Origin of the sequence: Clostridium gelidum, assembly GCF_019977655.1 — a bacterium.
Lineage (GTDB): Bacteria > Bacillota > Clostridia > Clostridiales > Clostridiaceae > Clostridium > Clostridium gelidum.
Window position 1 is genome coordinate 141056 of record NZ_AP024849.1, and the last position, 18945, is coordinate 160000.

Genomic DNA, 18945 nt, shown 5'->3' on the forward strand with positions numbered 1-18945 from the left:
GACAAATTAATTATATATGTTGCAATTTAAAATTTACAATATACAATTGACAATTATAGTTGAAATTCTTACAGGATTTCTTGGATTTTATATGAAGAATTATTTTTACAGCATATATATTAGAGAAAAAATGAAAGAATAAGCTTGAAAATTTGATTATATATGGAATGGGAATGCTTTAAATGAAATTTAGGATAAAGAGAATAATCTATTAAATCATTAGATATTAGAGAAATTTAGATGAAGTTGTCCTACGAAAACTTTATAAGAGAAACATCTTATGACATTTATCGTAAATTCGAAGTGATATACTTAAGTTACATTATTTGGAAATGAGGCGAACCGATGTGCAGTATGGATTAGGTGTAAACAAGTATGAAGAAATAAATGAAGTAGAAAATATAAAAAGAAAAATGTGGATGCAAACATCTATAGCAAAGTTAGGGGTAATTCTAATAGTTGGAATTTTGCTTGGACGAGTAAATTTATTATTAAATCAATCAGATAGTAGTGGAATAGCGCCAATTGGAATAGCGTATTTAATTGCTATTATTACAAAAGAAAATAAAAGAAACAATTTAGTTGCAGCAATTGGAATTGGTATAGGATATTTCACAATTAATAATTTATTGACAGATGGGTATGTATATTTAATAATCATCACTTTAATAACAATATACTACAGTATTATAGAACTTAATAAAAAGAGAAAAAAAGAGTTAGTAGCCTTTGTAATAATTTTATGTAGCTTTTTTATTTATGGCTTGGTAATTAATAAGTATGAATTGGGAGTAGACATAACTTTATCCCTATTACAAACATTAATTATTATACCGATACATTATGTTATAAAATATGCATTAAATTCTTTGGAAGAGATTAATACTAATTATTTTTTTTCTTCAGAAGAAATAGTCAGTCTTGCAATATTTTTATGTTTATTAGTTGCTGGAATAGGTGATATTAATATTAGTGATTATTCAATAAGAAATATATGTGCATTAACATTAGTTTTAGGGATTGCGTATGTGGGTGGAGCAACATATGGAGCTATGATTGGAGTTTCAATGGGGATAATGCTTGGAGTTGCATCTAACAACATGATGTACAGTGTAGCTTTTTTTGGAGTTGGAGGGCTTGTAGTTGGCATTTTTAAAGATACAGGAAAAATATTTTCAATACTTTCAGGTATAATAATTTATTTTGCATTAGCTCTATATTCTAATGCAATAACATTGAAATTAGGAATTGAGGTTCTATCTAGTTCAATTTTATTTTTATGTATTCCAAAGCCTGTATATAAACGTATTGAAGTTGAAATAAATCCAGATAGAAAGAAAGAATCATTAGGGGCAGTTCAATTAAATGCAATAAAGGAGGAGTTTACGTTTAAACTTAAAGAACTTACAAGCGTATTAGTTAATGTGTCAAAATGCTTGGGAAGTACCAGTGATAATAAAAATTTATTGATTAAATCAAAAGGAAGTGCTTTAGTAGAAAATTTGGCAGACCGGAGTTGTTCAAATTGTGAAAACAAGCCTTTGTGTTGGGAGAGGGATTTTCATCAAACTTTTAATTCTTTTCAAATATTAATACAGAATTATGAGGATGGAAAGCTGTCTATACCAAAAGATTTAGAAAGGAAGTGTGTTAAGAATTTTACTCTTTTAAGGAGTACTGAAGGCATTGTAAATAATTATAATGTAAACGAGGCGATACAGGAGAGGCTAGCAGAAGGAAAGAATATATTATCAGCTCATATAGCTAATATATCAAGTACGTTAGATAATCTTCTGAATGATTTTAAAAGAGAGGTTACTATAGATACTGATTTAGAAAGATTAGTAAAACGTGTATTAAATAAAAATTCAATTTATTATAATGATGTTTTTTGTTATATAGATAAAAATGGTAGAATAAAAATTAGAATAAGCATCAATAATTATGAAGGAGTTAATTACTGCGAAAAGAAGATAGTTTCTGTATTAAGCAATTCTATGAGAATGAAATTATGTAGTGGGGATGATGGGAGTAATATTAATATTAAGACAAATGAGTGTATTATAACAATAGAAGAAAAACCAAAGTACTATATGGTCTCATACGGAGCTAGAGAATCAAAAGGTGGAGAAAAGCAAACGGGGGATAATTATAGCTTTGGGAAAAGCGCTAGTGGAAGTTATATTACTATATTAAGTGATGGGATGGGGTCAGGACCTGAAGCTGGAGAAGAAAGCAAAGCAACTGTGGATTTGGTAGAAAACCTTATGGAAGCAGGGTTTAATGAAGATATAACCGTAAATACAATTAATTCTATAATGGGTATGAGATTTGCAGAAAATGGGAAGTATGCTACTCTAGATTTAAATAAAGTAAATTTATATAATGGTGATACAATCTTTGTAAAAATAGGAGCAGCACCTAGCTTTATTAAGAGAGGTCATGAAGTAGAATCTATTAATTCTAAGAATTTACCTTTTGGACTTGTAGATGAAATAGAAGTGGAAGTTATAAAAAGAGTATTAAAACCTGGAGATACTTTAATCAATGTAAGTGATGGTATTTTGGAGGTTGATAAATTAAATTCGGAAAAATCCACATGGATAGAAGAATATTTAAAAAATATTAATGCAGATCCCAGGGAGTTATCTGAAAAAATATTAGATAGAGCAAAAAAATTAAGTAATGGGATTATTAAAGATGATATGACTGTGGTAGTTTCAAGAGTCTATTTAGATATTTAAATATTATAAAAAGCTGCTTCAAAATGCCAATTGATTTTGAAGTAGCTTTTTATTATGTTGAATTGAATAATTTTCCGATTTTGTATATGAAGTAAGAATGTTATAAGTAATTAATTATGTTTTTTTAATAATATTATTTACATTCAAAAAATATATACGTAAAATATAGTATAAAGTAGTATATAATATTATATAGAAATAGGAGTGTTTATTTTTGTGTGAAAAAGTGATACCTTATATTAAAGAAAATAACTTAATTAAATCTGGAGATAAAGTTTTAGTTGCTCTTTCTGGAGGACCAGACTCCATATGTCTTTTGAATATTTTATTTGAATTAAAAGAAGAACTAAATATAGAGATAGCAGCAGCTCATTTGAATCATCTCCTAAGGGGTGAAGACGCATTTGAAGATGAGAAGTATGTAATCAATATATGTAATGAAATGGGAATAAAATGCTTTGTAAGGCGTGTAGATATAAATTTATATGCTAAGGAACATAAGTTGTCTTCCGAAATGGCAGGAAGAAATGTTAGATATGATTTTTTTGATGAGATTATACAAGATGAGGGTTTTAATAAGGTTGCTACCGCACACAATGCAAATGATCAAGCAGAAACAATTTTATTTAGACTTATGAGGGGAACAGGACTTGAAGGATTAGGTGGTATTAAAGCTTCTAGAGATAACAAAATAATAAGACCTATTTTATGTCTCAGCAGAGAAGAAGTAGAGAAATATATCAAATTAAAAAAATTAAGTCCTAGAATTGATAAGACTAATTTTGAAAAAATTTATAATAGAAACAAAATAAGACTAGACTTACTACCATATATGAAAGAAAATTTCAATCAAGATATAATACAGACAATAAATAGAATGTCTATGCTTTTACAAAAAGATAACGAATTTCTTGAAAAGTTATCATTAGATTTATACAATAAATATTGTAAAAAGTACGAGGATTATCTTATTATAAAAAAGGGAATATTTAAAGAGGAAGAACCTATAGTAAATAGGGTATTAAGGCATGCTCTAACTGAATATTCAAAATTAAATTATGATTTTGAAATGAAGCATATATATAAAATCATATATTTGGCAAAGAATAATTCAGGGAAAGTAGTAGATTTGCCTAATGGAATTTATGTTGAAAATATTTATGGGAACATATACATAAAAAATAAAATAGAAAAATGTTATATAGATAGTAAAACAGAAGAAATAACTTTAGATAAAAATAATATAGATAAAAATAAAATTAAGTTTTATAATTTTAATGTTGAATTTTTTGTAATTAAGAATTGTGAAATTAATGATGTACACTTAAATCAAAGTAATTTAATAAGGTATTTTGATTTGGATGAAATAAATAATAATATTTTAATAAGAAATAGAAGGAATGGAGATAAAATCATTCCTTTAGGTATGAATGGAAGTAAAAAATTAAAGGATATTTTTATTGATATGAAAATACCCAAAGAAGAGAGAGATACTACTCCTATTTTGTGTTTTGATGAAAAAATTGCATGGATTATTGGAATTAGGACATCAGAGCAATATAAGATTACAAACAAAACCAAAAACATATTAAAAGTAGTCATTGAAAGAAAGGAATATTGATATGAAACAAGATATACAAGAAGTATTATTTTCAGAAGAGGTTTTAACTAAAAGAATTAAAGAACTAGCCAATGACATAAGTAAGGATTATAAAGGTAAGGATTTAGTTGTAGTTGGTATATTAAAAGGATCAGTAATATTTGCTGCAGAGTTAATAAAGAACATATCTATTCATTGTGAAATAGATTTTATGGCGGTATCAAGTTATGGAAATTCTGCAGAGACGTCTGGGGTTGTAAGAATATTGAAGGATTTGGATAATAATATTGAAGGAAAAGATATTTTAGTGGTTGAAGATATTGTTGATACAGGGGTTACATTGACGTATTTGCTTAAGTATTTAAAGGCAAGAAAAGCGAATAGTATAGAAATAGTTGCATTGTTAAATAAACAAGCAAGAAGGACATCTGATTTAGATGTAAAATATATTGGATTTGAAGTTCCTGATGGATTTATAGTTGGATATGGAATAGATTATGCTGAAAAGTATAGAAATTTACCATTTATAGGGATACTGAAACCAGAAATATATGAAAAATAGAAATTGCAATTTTATTGTAATAAAAATATTCCTATGGTAAAATTTTATATATGATGAGAGAGGAGGGCCTTGAATGAAAAAATATTCAAGCGCGGCTGTATGGATTGTATGCTCAGTTATGCTAGTTTTAGCAGCACTTACTATGTGGCAAACAGGAAAGGGGACTAGTGATATAGCATATAGTGCATTCATACAAAAGTGGGATGCTAATGAAATAGAGAGCGTTATAATTAAAGAAGATAGCATGACTATAGAAGGAAAGACAACTGATAATAAGGCCTTTATTACTTATGCTCCAAGTGAACTTGTTAGTTCATTAATAGAAAATCAACCTAAACCAGATGTTAAGGTAGTTTTTCAGAAGCCATCGAATAATGCAACTTGGATTGCAACATTGCTTCCGTTTATATTTATGGCAGTAATTGTTTTTATACTTATATTCATATTTACTCAACAGTCTCAAGGTGGAGGAGGCGGAAGAGGAGTTATGAATTTTGGTAAGAATAAAGCGAAGATGGTGGCACCAGAAAGTCAAACTGTTACATTTAATGATGTAGCAGGTGCAGATGAGGAAAAAGCAGAGCTTGAAGAAATAGTTGATTTTTTAAAGCTACCAGCAAGATACTTACAAATGGGTGCAAGAATACCAAAGGGAGTACTATTAGTTGGACCTCCTGGAACAGGAAAAACTTTACTTGCAAAAGCCATAGCAGGAGAAGCTGGAGTTCCATTTTTCAGTATATCTGGTTCGGATTTTGTTGAAATGTTTGTTGGTGTTGGTGCGTCTAGAGTTAGAAGTTTATTTGAAGAAGCTAAGAAAAATTCACCTTGTATAATATTTATAGATGAAATTGATGCTGTCGGAAGACAAAGAGGTGCTGGACTAGGTGGTGGACATGATGAAAGAGAACAAACGTTAAATCAACTTCTTGTAGAGATGGATGGATTTGGAGTTAATGAAGGCATCGTCATGATAGCAGCTACTAATAGACCAGATATATTAGATCCTGCACTACTCAGACCAGGAAGATTTGATAGACAAATAATGGTTGGAGCACCTGATATAAAAGGTAGAGAAGAAATTCTTAAAGTTCATACGAAAAAGAAACCTCTTCAAGATGATGTAAAGTTAGATGTACTTGCTAAGCGAACTCCTGGATTTTCTGGGGCAGATTTAGAAAATTTAGCAAATGAGGCTGCTTTACTTGCGGTTAGAAGAGATAAAAAACAAATCTCAATGTCTGAGATGGAAGAAGCAATAACTAAAGTAATTGCAGGACCTGAAAAGAAGAGCAGAATAGTAACTGAACATGATAGAAAATTAACTGCTTATCATGAAGCAGGTCATGCAGTTGTTATGAGATTACTTCCAAATTGTGACCCGGTTCACGAAATAAGTGTCATTCCAAGAGGAAGAGCTGGAGGATATACTATGCATCTTCCTAAAGAAGATACTTCTTATACTTCTAAGTCTAAGTTAGAAGATGAAATGATTGGACTTTTAGGAGGAAGAGTGGCTGAAAAGTTAATTATGGGAGATATAAGCACTGGTGCTAAAAATGATATAGACAGAGCTAGTCATATAGCTAGAAGTATGGTTATGGATTATGGTATGAGCGATGCAATCGGAACTATATCTTACAATACTTCAGGTAATGATGAAGTTTTCCTTGGAAGAAACTTAGGCAAGGGAAGAGAATTTAGTGAAGAAATTGGTTCTAAAATAGATAAGGAAATTAAGAAATTCATAGATGAAGCTTACAATAAAGCAAACACACTATTAGAAGAAAATATAGAAAAATTACATGCTGTTGCTCAAGCATTAATCGAAAAAGAAAAGCTTGATGCAAAAGAATTTGAAGATATTTTTGTGAATAATTAATTAATAAGAAGGCTATTTCAAAATAATTATATTTTGAAATAGCCTTTTTATAATTAATATACAAAAGATAAAATTCAATATATTTAAAACAATTATATTTAGTGGCAATAATACGAATAATTTAATTCAAAGCATATTAATTATTCGAAAAAACTTTTATTACATAGACTGAAATGATATAATTAGATACAATAAATTGATTTTTGGTTAATTAGGAGGAATACATAAATGAAAAGTGATATTCAAATTGCACAAGAAGCAAAAATGGAACCAATAAAAAATGTAGCTGAAAAATTAGGTCTTTGTGAAGATGATATTGAATACTATGGCAAATATAAATGTAAGATATCTTTAGATGTATATGATAAGGTTAAAGAAAATAAAGATGGGAAGCTAATTTTAGTGACAGCTATAAATCCAACTCCAGCTGGTGAAGGAAAGTCAACAGTTACAGTAGGCCTTGGTCAAGCACTAAATAAACTTGGTAAAAAAGCAGTAATAGCGTTAAGAGAGCCATCTTTAGGTCCGGTTTTTGGAATTAAAGGTGGAGCAGCGGGCGGTGGATACGCTCAGGTAGTTCCAATGGAAGATATTAATCTTCATTTTACGGGTGATATGCATGCTATTACATCTGCTAATAATTTATTATCAGCAGCAATAGATAATCATATACATCAAGGAAATATTTTAAAAATTGATTCTAGAAGAATAGTCTTTAAAAGAGTTATGGATATGAATGATAGAGCACTTCGACATATTGTTGTTGGAATGGGTGGGAAAATTAATGGATTCGTTAGAGAAGATGGATTTAATATAACTGTTGCATCTGAAATAATGGCTATACTGTGCTTAGCAAGCGATTTAGAAGACTTAAAAGAAAGAATGGGAAATATTGTAGTTGCTTATAATTTAGATGGAAATCCTCTTTATGCTAAAGAATTAGAGATTCAAGGTGCTATGGCTTTACTAATGAAGGATGCTATTAAGCCTAATTTAGTTCAAACTTTAGAAAATACTCCAGCACTAATACATGGAGGTCCATTTGCTAATATTGCGCATGGATGTAATTCTATAATGGCAACTAAACTTGCTTTAAAGCTTGGTGAAATTGTAATAACTGAAGCTGGATTTGGTGCGGATTTAGGTGCTGAAAAGTTCTTTGATATTAAGTGTAGATATGGTAATTTAAAGCCTAAATGTGTTGTAATTGTAGCTACAATAAGAGCATTAAAACACCACGGTGGAGTAGGTAAAACTGAATTGAATGTTCCAAGTGTTGAAGCTTTAGCTAAAGGGATAGTTAATTTAGAAAAGCAAGTTGAGAATATTAAGAAATTTAATGTTACACCTATTGTTGCTATAAATAAGTTTGTTACAGATAGCGATGAAGAAGTACAATTTATAAAAGATTTCTGCAACAAGATGGGTGTTAAAGTAGCATTATCAGACGTATGGGCTAAAGGTGGAGAAGGTGGAGTTGAACTTGGAAATATTGTATTAGATATTTTAGAGAATAATAATTCGGATTTTGCACCAATCTATAGTGAAGAAGCTACTATTGAAGAAAAGGTATTAACTATAGCTAAAGAAATTTATGGAGCTGACAAAGTTAACTATACTCCAGCAGCTAAAAAGCAAATTGATGAATTAGAAAAGTTTGGATTAGACAAATTACCTATATGTATGGCAAAAACACAATATTCTTTATCAGATAATCCTAGCCTTTTAGGAAAACCAGAAGGATTTGATATTACAGTTAAAGAAGTTAGAGTATCTAATGGTGCAGGATTTATAGTTGTTCAAACAGGTGATGTAATGACTATGCCAGGACTTCCGAAGACTCCAGCTGCAAATAAGATGGATGTCTTAAAGAGTGGAGAGATAGTAGGATTATTTTAAAATAATATTTAAACCCTTGACAAATCAATCAGAATTGTTAAAATTATATTGTTATTTTTAAGTAAATTTCTAAATTAAGGCAGCTCTTTGGGCTGCTTTTAATTTAACTATATTAAGGTGGTGCTTTCTATGATTTTACTTGTTGATGCAGGTAATACCAATATTGTTTTGGGAGTACATAATGGAGATCAATATATAGCTAGTTGGCGTATTTCAAGTGATGGAAATAAAACTTCAGATGAGTATGGTATACAAGTTATGCAATTATTTAACTCAAGTGACATTAATCCTAAGGATATTACTGGAGTTATAGTTTCTTCTGTTGTTCCTAATATAATGCATTCTTTAGAAAATATGTTAAGAAAATGCTTTAATCATGAACCTATAATAGTTGGACCGGGAGTAAGAACAGGAATAAATATAAAGTATGATAATCCAAGAGAAGTTGGAGCAGATAGAATAGTAAATGCTGTTGCGGCATATGAAATCTATAAAAAACCAGTAATAATAATAGATTTTGGTACAGCTACGACGTTCTGTGCAGTAAGGGCAAATGGAGATTATCTTGGAGGATGTATATGTCCAGGAATAAGAATTGCAGCAGATGCATTGTTTGAAAGGGCTGCTAAGCTTCCAAGAGTAGAATTAGAAGTGCCTAAAAATATGATTTGCAAAAATACAGTATCAAGCATGCAAGCAGGTATTTTATTTGGGTATATTGGGCAAGTTGAATACATAGTTAAAAAGATGAAACAAGAAATGAAGGAATCTAAGTACAAAGAAGAACCTTTTGTAGTAGCAACGGGTGGTTTGGCTAATCTAATAGCTAAAGAAACTGATATTATAGATAAGGTCAATTCCGACTTAACATTAGAAGGATTAAATATATTATATACAAAAAATAAGGAATAGAAAATTTTAAAAATTAAAGAATGGAAAAGTTTATGGATAGTATAGAAAAAGTAAGGAGTACATTCTAAATGAAAATAGGAAATTTAACCTTTGAGAATAATGTATTTTTAGCGCCTATGGCAGGTGTGACAGGTATATCCTTTAGGGGACTATGTAAAGAAATGGGATGTGGGTTAGTTTATACTGAAATGGTTAGCGCTAAAGCTTTATATTATGGAAGTGAAAATACACAAGCCTTACTTAGAATAGCAGATGAGGAGAGGCCGGTAGCAGTTCAAATTTTTGGCAGGGAGCCAGAAATAATGGCAAATATCTGTGAAGAACATTTAAATAATAGAGATGATATTTGCATTATTGATATAAATATGGGGTGTCCAGCTCCTAAGATAGTTAAAAATGGAGAAGGTTCTGCTTTGATGAAGGAGCCAGAACTTGCATATGAAATTGTAAAAGCTATAAAAAAGGTTTCTAAAAAGCCTGTTACTGTTAAATTCAGAAAGGGATTTGATGATGACAATATTAATGCAGTGGAATTTGCAAAGGGAATGGAAGATGCAGGTGCTGATGCAATTACTATCCATGGGCGAACAAGAAAACAGATGTATCAAGGTGTTGCTGATTGGGGCATAATAAAGAAGGCTAAAGATAGTGTTTCTATCCCTGTAATAGGAAATGGAGATGTATTTTCACCAGAAGATGCTCTTAATATGAGAAATATCACCAATTGTGATGGTATAATGATCGCAAGAGGAAGTCAAGGCAATCCATGGATATTTAATCAAGTGAGTAGTGCATTAAAAGGTGAATCTATTAAAGAGATTTCCTATAGAGAAAAAATTGAAATGTGCCTTAGACATTATGAATTAGCAATTAAATATGATGGTGAATTTAAAGCCATTAGAGAAATGAGAAAACATGCATCATGGTATATTAAAGGTCTCCCAAGATGCACAGATATTAGAAATCAAATTAATATCTTAGATGATAGTAAAAAAGTAATTGAGATTTTAATAAGATATAAAGAAGAATTATAAAAGGATTCTTATTATAAATAATAGTTAGAATAATTTAATTATTAGGAACATATGCTTTAATATTTAGAAAATCAAATCATAATAGCATGATAAGTTGCTTTAAGACAGGATTTATTGACATATCAAATATGCTGATTTATAATTAGTTAAATGTTTTAAGGTTAGAAGTGCATTTTAACTGATTTACAATAAATAATTAAATGTGCTCTGTTTAAGAAATACTTAATAACAGGGTTTATCTAAGTTTAATTGTGTAATGCAAAATTTAGAATAAAAATCAATGAGCCTACTCATTAATTAAATAAATATAGAAGGTTTAAAAGGGGAGTAAAATATATGAGCCAAGCAAAACAATATTTAATGACTTATGAAGGTGTTAAAAAATTAGAAAGTGAACTTGAATATTTAAAGACAGTAAAAAGAAAAGAAATAACTGAAAAGATAAAAGTAGCATTAGGTTATGGGGATTTAAGTGAAAACTCTGAATATGATGAAGCTAAGAATGACCAAGCATTTACAGAAGGAAGAATACTTCAATTAGAAAATATGTTAAAAAATGCAGTCGTTGTAGATGAATCGGAAATTCCAAGTGATATAGTTTCAGTTGGATCAAAGGTTAAAGTTAAAGATTATGAATTTGATGAAGAAGTAGAATATTCAATAGTAGGTTCAGCAGAAGCAGATCCTATGAATTTCAAAATATCAAATGAATCACCAGTTGGAAGTGCTTTAATTGGCAAAAAAGTAGGGGTCATAATAGAAGTAATAGTTCCAAATGGAGTAAATAAGTTTGAAATACTAGGAATAAGTAGGAATTAATTGGAGGTACAATATGTCAACAGAAGAAATTAGTATACAGGAGTTAGAATCTCAGTATAATGAACAAGAAGGCTTAAGAAGAGATAAACTAACAGAATTGCAAAGTATAGGAAAAGATCCTTTTGATGTTTATAAAGTAGAAAGAACACATACATCAGAACAAGTAAAAGAAGGATATAATGAGTTAGAAGGCAAAGAAGTAACAGTTGTTGGAAGAATGATGTCTAAAAGAGGTCAAGGTAAGGTTGTATTTTCAGATATATATGATAAAGATGGAAAAATACAATTATTTTTAAAGATTGATAAAGTAGGAGAAGAGAACTTAAAGCAATATAAGACTTATGATTTGGGAGATTGGATTGTAGCAACTGGAGAAGTATTTAAGACAAGAACAGAAGAAGTTACAATAAATGTTAATTCCTTCGAATTAATTTGTAAGTCGCTAAAGCCACTTCCAGAGAAATGGCATGGATTAAAGGATCCAGACTTGAGATATAGACAAAGAGAAGTTGATATAATTACAAATCCGGGAGTAAAGGATACGTTTATAAAGAGAAGTAAGATTGTATCAGGAATAAGAGAATTCTTAGACACTAAGGGATTTCTAGAAGTAGAAACTCCAATCCTTGGATCAATAGCAGGTGGAGCTGCTGCAAGGCCATTTATGACCCATCATAATACATTAGATATGGATATGTACTTAAGAATTGCAACAGAATTGTATCTTAAGAGATTGGTTGTTGCTGGATTTGAAAAAGTATATGAAATAGGCAGAAACTTTAGAAATGAAGGTATGGATGTTAGACATAATCCGGAATTTACGTGTATTGAATTGTATGAAGCGTATTCAGATTATAATGATATGATGGAAATTACAGAGAACATGGTTGCCTATGTTTGTGAAAAGATAAACGGGACTACTAAGGTTGCTTATCAAGGAACAGAAATAGATTTTAAGCCACCTTGGAGAAGAATAACTATGGTAGATGTTGTAAAAGAATATGCAGGAATAGATTTTAATGAAATTAAATCTAATGAAGAAGCTCAAGCTATAGCTAAAGAAAAGCATTTGGAATTTGCGAAACCATTAGACACAGTAACAAAGGGCGAAGTGTTAAATGCTTTATACGAAGAATTTGGTGAAGCAAATATGATTCAACCTACATTTGTAATGGATTATCCAGTTGAAATTTCACCTCTTACAAAGAAGAAGAGAGGAAATCCAGAGTTTACTGAAAGATTTGAAGGATTTGTATTTGGTAGAGAAGTTTGTAATGCATACTCAGAATTAAATGATCCTATAGTTCAAAGACAAAGATTTGAGCAACAAGCTAATGAGAGAGAACTTGGTGATGACGAAGCATATATGTTTGATGAACAATTTATGAGCGCTCTTGAAACAGGTATGCCACCAACAGGCGGAATGGGAATGGGTATAGATAGACTTGTAATGTTTTTAACTGATACAGCATCAATTAGAGATGTTATATTATTCCCAACAATGAGACCACAAAAATAGTATAAGATTTAAGAGTATATAATACTTTTAAAACTAAATATGATTAATATGCTGATAAAGAAGATTCATATATAAAACAATATATATGAATCTTTTTTAGTTATAACAATTAAAAAGCTTGAATTATTAAAGAAAGCTGATATAATAGATTAAGTAATGACGTTCCGCGATAGCTCAATGGTGGAGCACTCGGCTGTTAACCGATAGGTTGGAGGTTCAAGTCCTCTTCGCGGAGCCATTTGTTTATACTTTTTTAATATGAATGAGATTAGAAGTTGTAGCATATAAAATTGAATATCTGCTATAGCTTTTTTATTTTTAAAATTATAATGGGTAAAATATTGGCAAGGATTAAAAATCAATATGATTACGAAGAAGTGATAATTACTTGATTAAAATGGTTGAGTGAAAAGATACAGATTTTTATGTTTTATATAAGAATAGAGTTGCATAATTTGGAAAAGCTGATATAATAGATTAAGTAATGACGTTCCGCGATAGCTCAATGGTGGAGCACTCGGCTGTTAACCGATAGGTTGGAGGTTCGAGTCCTCTTCGCGGAGCCATTTTTTTATGCTTTTATAATAAGTAACATTTGATGAAATAGTTGAGGGTGGAAAGTATTTTCCACCCTTTTGTTATATTAAATTACATTTGGTTTATTATCAATAAAGTCAAAATCTTCTAGAATTATATCTACTGCATACTTTTTTGAATTATTTTTATCCAAGTAGCTACCAGCTCTGAGTTTACCTTCTATGGATAATTTGCGACCTTTAGTTATGTACTGAGATAGTATCTCAGCTTTTCTATCAAAGGCAACGATATTAATAAAATTTGTTGTATTTTCTTTTGTTGTGGAGTTATACTCATCGACTGCTAAAGTGAACCTTACATAATTTCTTTCATCGGTTCCAAAATGTTGAAGTTCTAGATCTCTTGTGACTCTACCTATAAGATATACTCTATTCATATTTTTTCCTCCTAAAAATTATTTATTTTAAGTTTAGACAAAAACATAGGTTCGTATTCATGAAAAAAATAAAAAGATAAGAAATCAGAGAAAAAAGTAAAAAGATATGAAATAGGGTTGCATAATTATAAAAAGCTGATATAATAGATTAAGTAATGACGTTCCGCGATAGCTCAATGGTGGAGCACTCGGCTGTTAACCGATAGGTTGGAGGTTCGAGTCCTCTTCGCGGAGCCATTTTTTTATACTTTTTTAAAAAGATATTTTAGTCTTGACATATAAAGGTATTTTGTTAAAATTAATTTATGAATTGAATATACATGTTGAAAAAGAATAGTAATTTATAAATCAATTTAAGAGAAGTGGCATTTGGTGTGAGCCATTATTGATTTTAGATGAATGGGAACTTTTGAGTGTAATATCGAAAGATGGGCTTAAGCCAAAAAGGGTGGAACCGCGGAATTATAATTTCGTCCCTTTGTGCTTAGAGCCTTTTTATTTTATTTACAAAATAAAACTATAAAGATATTTATAAACACATAAATAATTTTATACATGCTAGTTGTGAATAAGATTATTAATGCGCAATACTTAATAAAATATATTTGGAGGGATAAATAATGGCAGTAGAAAAAACAATGGATAAGATTGTAGCACTTTGCAAAAATAGAGGATTTGTATTCCCTGGCTCAGACATATACGGAGGGCTAGCTAATTCATGGGATTATGGCCCTTTGGGTGTAGAATTTAAAAATAATGTAAAAAAGGCATGGTGGAAGAAGTTTGTTCAAGAAAGTCCTTATAACGTTGGATTAGATTCTGCAATTTTAATGAATAGTCAAGTTTGGGTTGCATCAGGACACGTTGGTGGATTTTCAGATCCATTAATGGATTGTAAAGAATGTAAGGCAAGATTTAGAGCTGATAAGATAGTTGAAGATCATATGACAGAAAATGGTGCAGAAGTAGCTAGCGCTGATGGATGGACTAATGAACAATTAAAAGAATATATTGAAAGTAATAATATAGCTTGTCCTAAATGCGGAAAGATGAACTATACAGATATAAGAAAGTTTAATCTTATGTATAAGACTTTTCAAGGTGTTACTGAAGATAGTAAGTCAGAAATCTATTTAAGACCGGAAACAGCACAAGGTATATTTGTAAATTTTAAGGCAGTGCAAAGAACTTCAAGAAAAAAAGTGCCATTTGGTATAGCTCAAGTAGGTAAATCTTTTAGAAATGAAATTACTCCTGGAAATTTTATATTTAGAATAAGAGAATTTGAACAAATGGAGTTAGAATTCTTCTGCAAGCCAGGAACTGATTTGGAATGGCACAAATATTGGAAGGATTATTGCTGGAATTTCTTACTTAACTTAAGTATAAAGCCAGAAAGCTTAAGAATGAGAGATCATGGTGAAGAAGAATTATCATTTTATTCAAATGCAACTTCTGATATAGAATACTTATTCCCATTTGGATGGGGTGAACTTTGGGGTATAGCAGATAGAACTGACTATGATTTAACTAAACATCAAGAACATTCAGGGCAAGATTTAAGCTACTTAGATCAAACAACTAATGAAAAATATATACCATATGTTATAGAGCCATCCCTAGGTGCTGATAGAGTTACTTTAGCATTATTAGTTGAAGCTTATGATGAAGAGGAATTAGAAGATGGAGATGTTAGAACAGTAATGCACTTACATCCTACATTAGCTCCATTTAAAGCAGCTATATTACCTCTTTCTAAAAAGCTTTCAGAAAAAGCTTTAGATGTTTATTCAGAATTAAGCAAAAAATTCAATGTTGATTTTGATGAAACAGGAAGTATAGGGAAGAGATACAGAAGACAAGATGAAATAGGAACTCCTTATTGTATAACAATTGATTTTGATACAGTAGAAGATGGCGCAGTTACTATTAGAGATAGAGATACTATGAAACAAGAAAGAATTAAGATAAGTGAATTAGAAAGTTATATTCAAAAGAGTTTAGAGTTTTAATAAAATATAAAAATACAGCCTACTGATGATTTGTCAGTAGGCTGTTAACGTATTTAAGCTTATAGAAATCTTTATTTAAACACTTAAATTTACATATTCTTGTTTCTTTTTATGCTTTCCTAATAAAAAACCAAGATATGTATTGAAGAAATATATAACGCCATATTCAAATGATATAACCGTTATAAGTGCAATTATCGGATATGCATAACTATAGAATGTTGGAATATATGAATTGAATATTTTTGCCAAGGTCACATTATACACACTGATTAACATAATATGAGTGCCCATGACTATAAGTGAGTTTTTGCCGTAGTATTCTAAAGCTTTATTTTCATTTAGTTTCTTGCTAAGAAAGATAATAGCTAATGTTCCTATAATACTATTTATAGTATAGTAAACAGGATTATTGAATTTTAATTCAAATAAATCAACGGCGCCGTTAACATATGTTAAAAATATATTTACTAAAAATATAAATACAAGTTGTAAGTTGGATAGATTTATTTTAGTAATTATATTAAATAAATAATTACCTATTGTAATAAAGCCTATAGCTGTGCAACTTCTTAATAATGATAATAATAAAGTATCGGGTTGAGCTTTTATGAAAAATGGGATAATGAAGATTAATGTAGTAATAGAGATTTTAATTATAAAATTAGAAATATTTTCATTAATTAATTTAAATGATACTTCAGAAATAAAAATACATGGAAGAAACCATATTGCAGAACGTCCACATAATTTAAAGATATAAACAACATGATCAATGGCAAGTTGAAGTGTTAAATAATGTCCTCTCCATGCAACAGCCATTAAAAAGAAATAATTAATAATTGCAAACGATAAATATGGTAATAATAAACTGGGAATCTTTTTCATAATAAATTCTCTTAATGTACGTTTATTGTTAGTCAAATTTAACAAACAGCCTGATATTATAAAAAATAGAGGCATATGGAAAGAATATAGCCATATTCTTATAATATTACTTTCATTAGAAACAATATGTCCAAATGCAACAAGCATTATAGATATTCCCTTAGCTATATCCAAGAAATTTAATCTTTTATTCATTTTTTAATACCTTCCTTAACTAATTAGATTATTTAAATTACAATTATACCATAAAAATATTAGCAAATAAGTAATAAAAAAATATTAACAATAAAAGGGGATATAATAAACAATCTAGTGCTAATATGGAATGAAAGTTTTTATAGTGCTATAATTAAAGCTAAGCAAAAATAGAGTATTTCTATAAATATAAATGATTTTAATATGGAGGATGGAAATGAGAAAAGACTTTAGAGAGTTTAAAAGGTTCATATTAGGGAAAAAGGTTGCAGTTGTTGGAATTGGCGTGAGTAATATTCCTTTAATCAACTTTTTATTAGACTTAGGTGCTACAGTAACAGCATTTGATAAGAAGACTAAAGAAGAACTTAAAGATGTGGCAACTGATTTTAATAATAAAGGTGTTAAATTAGAACTTGGAGCAGGATATTTAGATAATCTGAATGGATTTGATGTAGTATTTAAGACACCATCTATGAGAATTGATTGTGAATCATTAGTTAAGGTAAAAAAAGAAGGGGCATATATTACTTCTGAAATGGAGGAATTTGTAAGATATACTAAAGGAAAAGTATATGCAATAACAGGCAGTGATGGAAAGACAACAACTACAACAATTATTTCTAAGTTGTTAGAAGAACAAGGATATAAAACTTGGGTTGGAGGAAATATAGGAACTCCATTATTTTCACAAATAGAAAAAATAAATGAAAATGATAGAGTTGTATTGGAGCTATCTAGTTTTCAACTTATGACTATGAAAGAAGAAGTTGATATTGCTATATGTACAAATTTAGCGCCTAATCATTTAGATATGCATAAGGATATGGAAGAGTATATAGAAGCTAAGAAAAATATTTTTTTATACCAAGATTCGAAAGGACTATTGATAGTAAATAGAGAAAATGAAATTACTCATGACTTTAAAAAAGAAGCAAAGGGAATTGTAAAAGAATTTAGCTCTAATAGAGAGATATTAGATGGATCATATTATAAAGAGGGTGTACTTTATGTTGAAGGAAAGGAAGTATGCAAAAAGGATGATATAGTAATTAAGGGTATGCATAATGTTGAAAATTACCTTGCTGCATTTATAGCTACTAAAGATGATGTTTCTGTGGAAACTATGAAAAAGGTTGCGGAAACTTTCACAGGTGTTGAACATAGATGTGAACTTGTAAGAGAAATGGATGGCGTTAAATATTATAATGATTCAATAGCTTCAAGCCCAACAAGAACTTTAGCTGGACTTAAAGCATTTGATGAAAAAGTCATAGTTATTGCAGGCGGATATGATAAGAAGATACCTTTTGAACCATTAGCCTATGAAGGCTATCCTTATATAAAAGAATTAATTCTTATGGGTGCAACAAAAGACAAGATAAAGACTGTATTTGATAAGTTAGAAGAGGAAAAAGGAATTAAGACTAACATAAAAATGGCTAAATCATTAGAGGATGCTGTTAATATAGCTAAAGAGTCAGCTGAGGCAGGGGATATTATTACATTATCACCAGCGTGTGCATCATTCGATATGTATCCTAATTTTATGGTAAGAGGAAATAAATTTAAAGATATAGTAAATGCGTTATAATTATAGAGCTTATATATTAAAAAAGAAGGTTTGAAAATATTTTCAAACCTTCTTTTTAATATATAAGATTTAAACAGAAAATTTATTAAAGTAAATGTTATTCACATTTATGCTTGGACTATAAAAAATACCAGCAGAATTTAAATAATATTCATTTATTCCTTCAGAAATTTCAGGTTTAGTGGTTGCAGTTGAATTTTGAAGGTCTACTGATAATGAATATAAGTTGTTTGAATCATCTCCATTAATAAAGTATAAAGATTTATTGATGGTTTTTAATTGGAATCCATTCATAATATAAAGACGCTTACA

14 protein-coding genes, 3 tRNA genes and 1 other annotated feature (1 of these 18 running past the window's edge) are annotated in these 18945 nt (G+C 29.6%); of the genes, 14 read left to right on the top strand and 3 right to left on the bottom strand.

What is annotated here, in order from left to right; translation table 11 throughout:
• The first annotated feature begins 347 nt into the window (after positions 1–347).
• From spoIIE to psyc5s11_RS00720, 11 genes are all read left to right on the top strand, one after another.
• Positions 348–2744 (top strand): stage II sporulation protein E, encoded by a 2397-nt coding sequence (gene spoIIE / locus psyc5s11_RS00670; protein ID WP_224035764.1) that lies wholly within the window; start codon positions 348–350, stop codon positions 2742–2744.
• A gap of 214 nt (positions 2745–2958) precedes the next feature.
• Complete coding sequence (gene tilS / locus psyc5s11_RS00675; protein ID WP_224035765.1) at positions 2959–4365, top strand: tRNA lysidine(34) synthetase TilS; 1407 nt, start codon at positions 2959–2961, stop codon at positions 4363–4365.
• A gap of 1 nt (position 4366) precedes the next feature.
• On the top strand, positions 4367–4906 hold the full coding sequence (gene hpt / locus psyc5s11_RS00680; protein ID WP_224035766.1) for a hypoxanthine phosphoribosyltransferase: 540 nt from the start codon (positions 4367–4369) through the stop codon (positions 4904–4906).
• A gap of 73 nt (positions 4907–4979) precedes the next feature.
• Positions 4980–6788 carry an ATP-dependent zinc metalloprotease FtsH gene (gene ftsH, locus psyc5s11_RS00685; RefSeq protein WP_224035767.1) on the top strand — a complete coding sequence of 603 codons (1809 nt, stop codon included), beginning with the start codon at positions 4980–4982 and terminating at the stop codon, positions 6786–6788.
• Between the two features lie 228 nt (positions 6789–7016).
• Positions 7017–8687 carry a formate--tetrahydrofolate ligase gene (locus psyc5s11_RS00690; protein ID WP_224035768.1) on the top strand — a complete coding sequence of 557 codons (1671 nt, stop codon included), beginning with the start codon at positions 7017–7019 and terminating at the stop codon, positions 8685–8687.
• A 129-nt stretch (positions 8688–8816) separates the two neighbouring features.
• Positions 8817–9599: a type III pantothenate kinase gene (locus tag psyc5s11_RS00695; protein ID WP_224035769.1), complete on the top strand. Its 783-nt coding sequence runs from the start codon at positions 8817–8819 to the stop codon at positions 9597–9599.
• Positions 9600–9667: 68 nt separating this feature from the next.
• Positions 9668–10633 carry a tRNA dihydrouridine synthase DusB gene (gene dusB / locus psyc5s11_RS00700; RefSeq protein WP_224035770.1) on the top strand — a complete coding sequence of 322 codons (966 nt, stop codon included), beginning with the start codon at positions 9668–9670 and terminating at the stop codon, positions 10631–10633.
• Positions 10634–10969: 336 nt separating this feature from the next.
• Positions 10970–11452, top strand: coding sequence for a transcription elongation factor GreA (greA, locus tag psyc5s11_RS00705; protein WP_224035771.1), 483 nt, complete (start codon positions 10970–10972; stop codon positions 11450–11452).
• Between the two features lie 13 nt (positions 11453–11465).
• Positions 11466–12971 carry a lysine--tRNA ligase gene (lysS, locus tag psyc5s11_RS00710; RefSeq protein WP_224035772.1) on the top strand — a complete coding sequence of 502 codons (1506 nt, stop codon included), beginning with the start codon at positions 11466–11468 and terminating at the stop codon, positions 12969–12971.
• Between the two features lie 163 nt (positions 12972–13134).
• A tRNA-Asn gene (locus psyc5s11_RS00715) sits at positions 13135–13209 on the top strand.
• 253 nt (positions 13210–13462) lie between these two features.
• A tRNA-Asn gene (locus psyc5s11_RS00720) sits at positions 13463–13537 on the top strand.
• 77 nt (positions 13538–13614) lie between these two features.
• Here the strand turns inward: psyc5s11_RS00720 and psyc5s11_RS00725 are convergent.
• Entirely contained in the window at positions 13615–13944 is a 330-nt protein-coding gene (locus tag psyc5s11_RS00725) for a single-stranded DNA-binding protein (RefSeq protein WP_224035773.1), read from the bottom strand.
• A 162-nt stretch (positions 13945–14106) separates the two neighbouring features.
• Between psyc5s11_RS00725 and psyc5s11_RS00730 the strand changes: the two genes are divergently transcribed.
• A tRNA-Asn gene (locus tag psyc5s11_RS00730) sits at positions 14107–14181 on the top strand.
• Positions 14182–14258: 77 nt separating this feature from the next.
• Positions 14259–14425, top strand: a binding site (T-box leader).
• 139 nt (positions 14426–14564) lie between these two features.
• The gene (locus tag psyc5s11_RS00735; RefSeq protein ID WP_224035774.1) at positions 14565–15956 is read left to right on the top strand and encodes a glycine--tRNA ligase; all 1392 of its coding nucleotides are present in this window, start codon (positions 14565–14567) and stop codon (positions 15954–15956) included.
• Between the two features lie 75 nt (positions 15957–16031).
• On the opposite strand, the gene psyc5s11_RS00740 is transcribed toward psyc5s11_RS00735, so the two are convergent.
• On the bottom strand, positions 16032–17039 hold the full coding sequence (locus psyc5s11_RS00740; RefSeq protein WP_224035775.1) for an acyltransferase family protein: 1008 nt from the start codon (positions 17037–17039) through the stop codon (positions 16032–16034).
• 217 nt (positions 17040–17256) lie between these two features.
• Between psyc5s11_RS00740 and murD the strand changes: the two genes are divergently transcribed.
• On the top strand, positions 17257–18633 hold the full coding sequence (gene murD, locus psyc5s11_RS00745; protein ID WP_224035776.1) for a UDP-N-acetylmuramoyl-L-alanine--D-glutamate ligase: 1377 nt from the start codon (positions 17257–17259) through the stop codon (positions 18631–18633).
• 69 nt (positions 18634–18702) lie between these two features.
• Here murD and psyc5s11_RS00750 read toward each other — a convergent pair whose 3' ends face one another.
• Positions 18703–18945 carry the 3' portion of a DUF5050 domain-containing protein gene (locus psyc5s11_RS00750; protein ID WP_224035777.1) on the bottom strand. Its footprint extends 774 nt past the window's final position, so 243 of the gene's 1017 nt are visible here — the last part of the coding sequence; its start codon lies off the right edge, out of view — the gene reads right to left on this strand; its stop codon occupies positions 18703–18705.

What these genes read in the sequence shown, in the direction of transcription:
- hpt (WP_224035766.1), top strand. Translation starts at nt 4,367, where the DNA reads ATGAAACAAGATATACAAGAAGTATTATTTTCAGAAGAGGTTTTAACT.
- ftsH (WP_224035767.1), top strand. Translation starts at nt 4,980, where the DNA reads ATGAAAAAATATTCAAGCGCGGCTGTATGGATTGTATGCTCAGTTATG.
- psyc5s11_RS00690 (WP_224035768.1), top strand. Translation starts at nt 7,017, where the DNA reads ATGAAAAGTGATATTCAAATTGCACAAGAAGCAAAAATGGAACCAATA.
- psyc5s11_RS00695 (WP_224035769.1), top strand. Translation starts at nt 8,817, where the DNA reads ATGATTTTACTTGTTGATGCAGGTAATACCAATATTGTTTTGGGAGTA.
- dusB (WP_224035770.1), top strand. Translation starts at nt 9,668, where the DNA reads ATGAAAATAGGAAATTTAACCTTTGAGAATAATGTATTTTTAGCGCCT.
- greA (WP_224035771.1), top strand. Translation starts at nt 10,970, where the DNA reads ATGAGCCAAGCAAAACAATATTTAATGACTTATGAAGGTGTTAAAAAA.
- lysS (WP_224035772.1), top strand. Translation starts at nt 11,466, where the DNA reads ATGTCAACAGAAGAAATTAGTATACAGGAGTTAGAATCTCAGTATAAT.
- psyc5s11_RS00725 (WP_224035773.1), bottom strand. Translation starts at nt 13,944, where the DNA reads ATGAATAGAGTATATCTTATAGGTAGAGTCACAAGAGATCTAGAACTT.
- psyc5s11_RS00735 (WP_224035774.1), top strand. Translation starts at nt 14,565, where the DNA reads ATGGCAGTAGAAAAAACAATGGATAAGATTGTAGCACTTTGCAAAAAT.
- psyc5s11_RS00740 (WP_224035775.1), bottom strand. Translation starts at nt 17,039, where the DNA reads ATGAATAAAAGATTAAATTTCTTGGATATAGCTAAGGGAATATCTATA.
- murD (WP_224035776.1), top strand. Translation starts at nt 17,257, where the DNA reads ATGAGAAAAGACTTTAGAGAGTTTAAAAGGTTCATATTAGGGAAAAAG.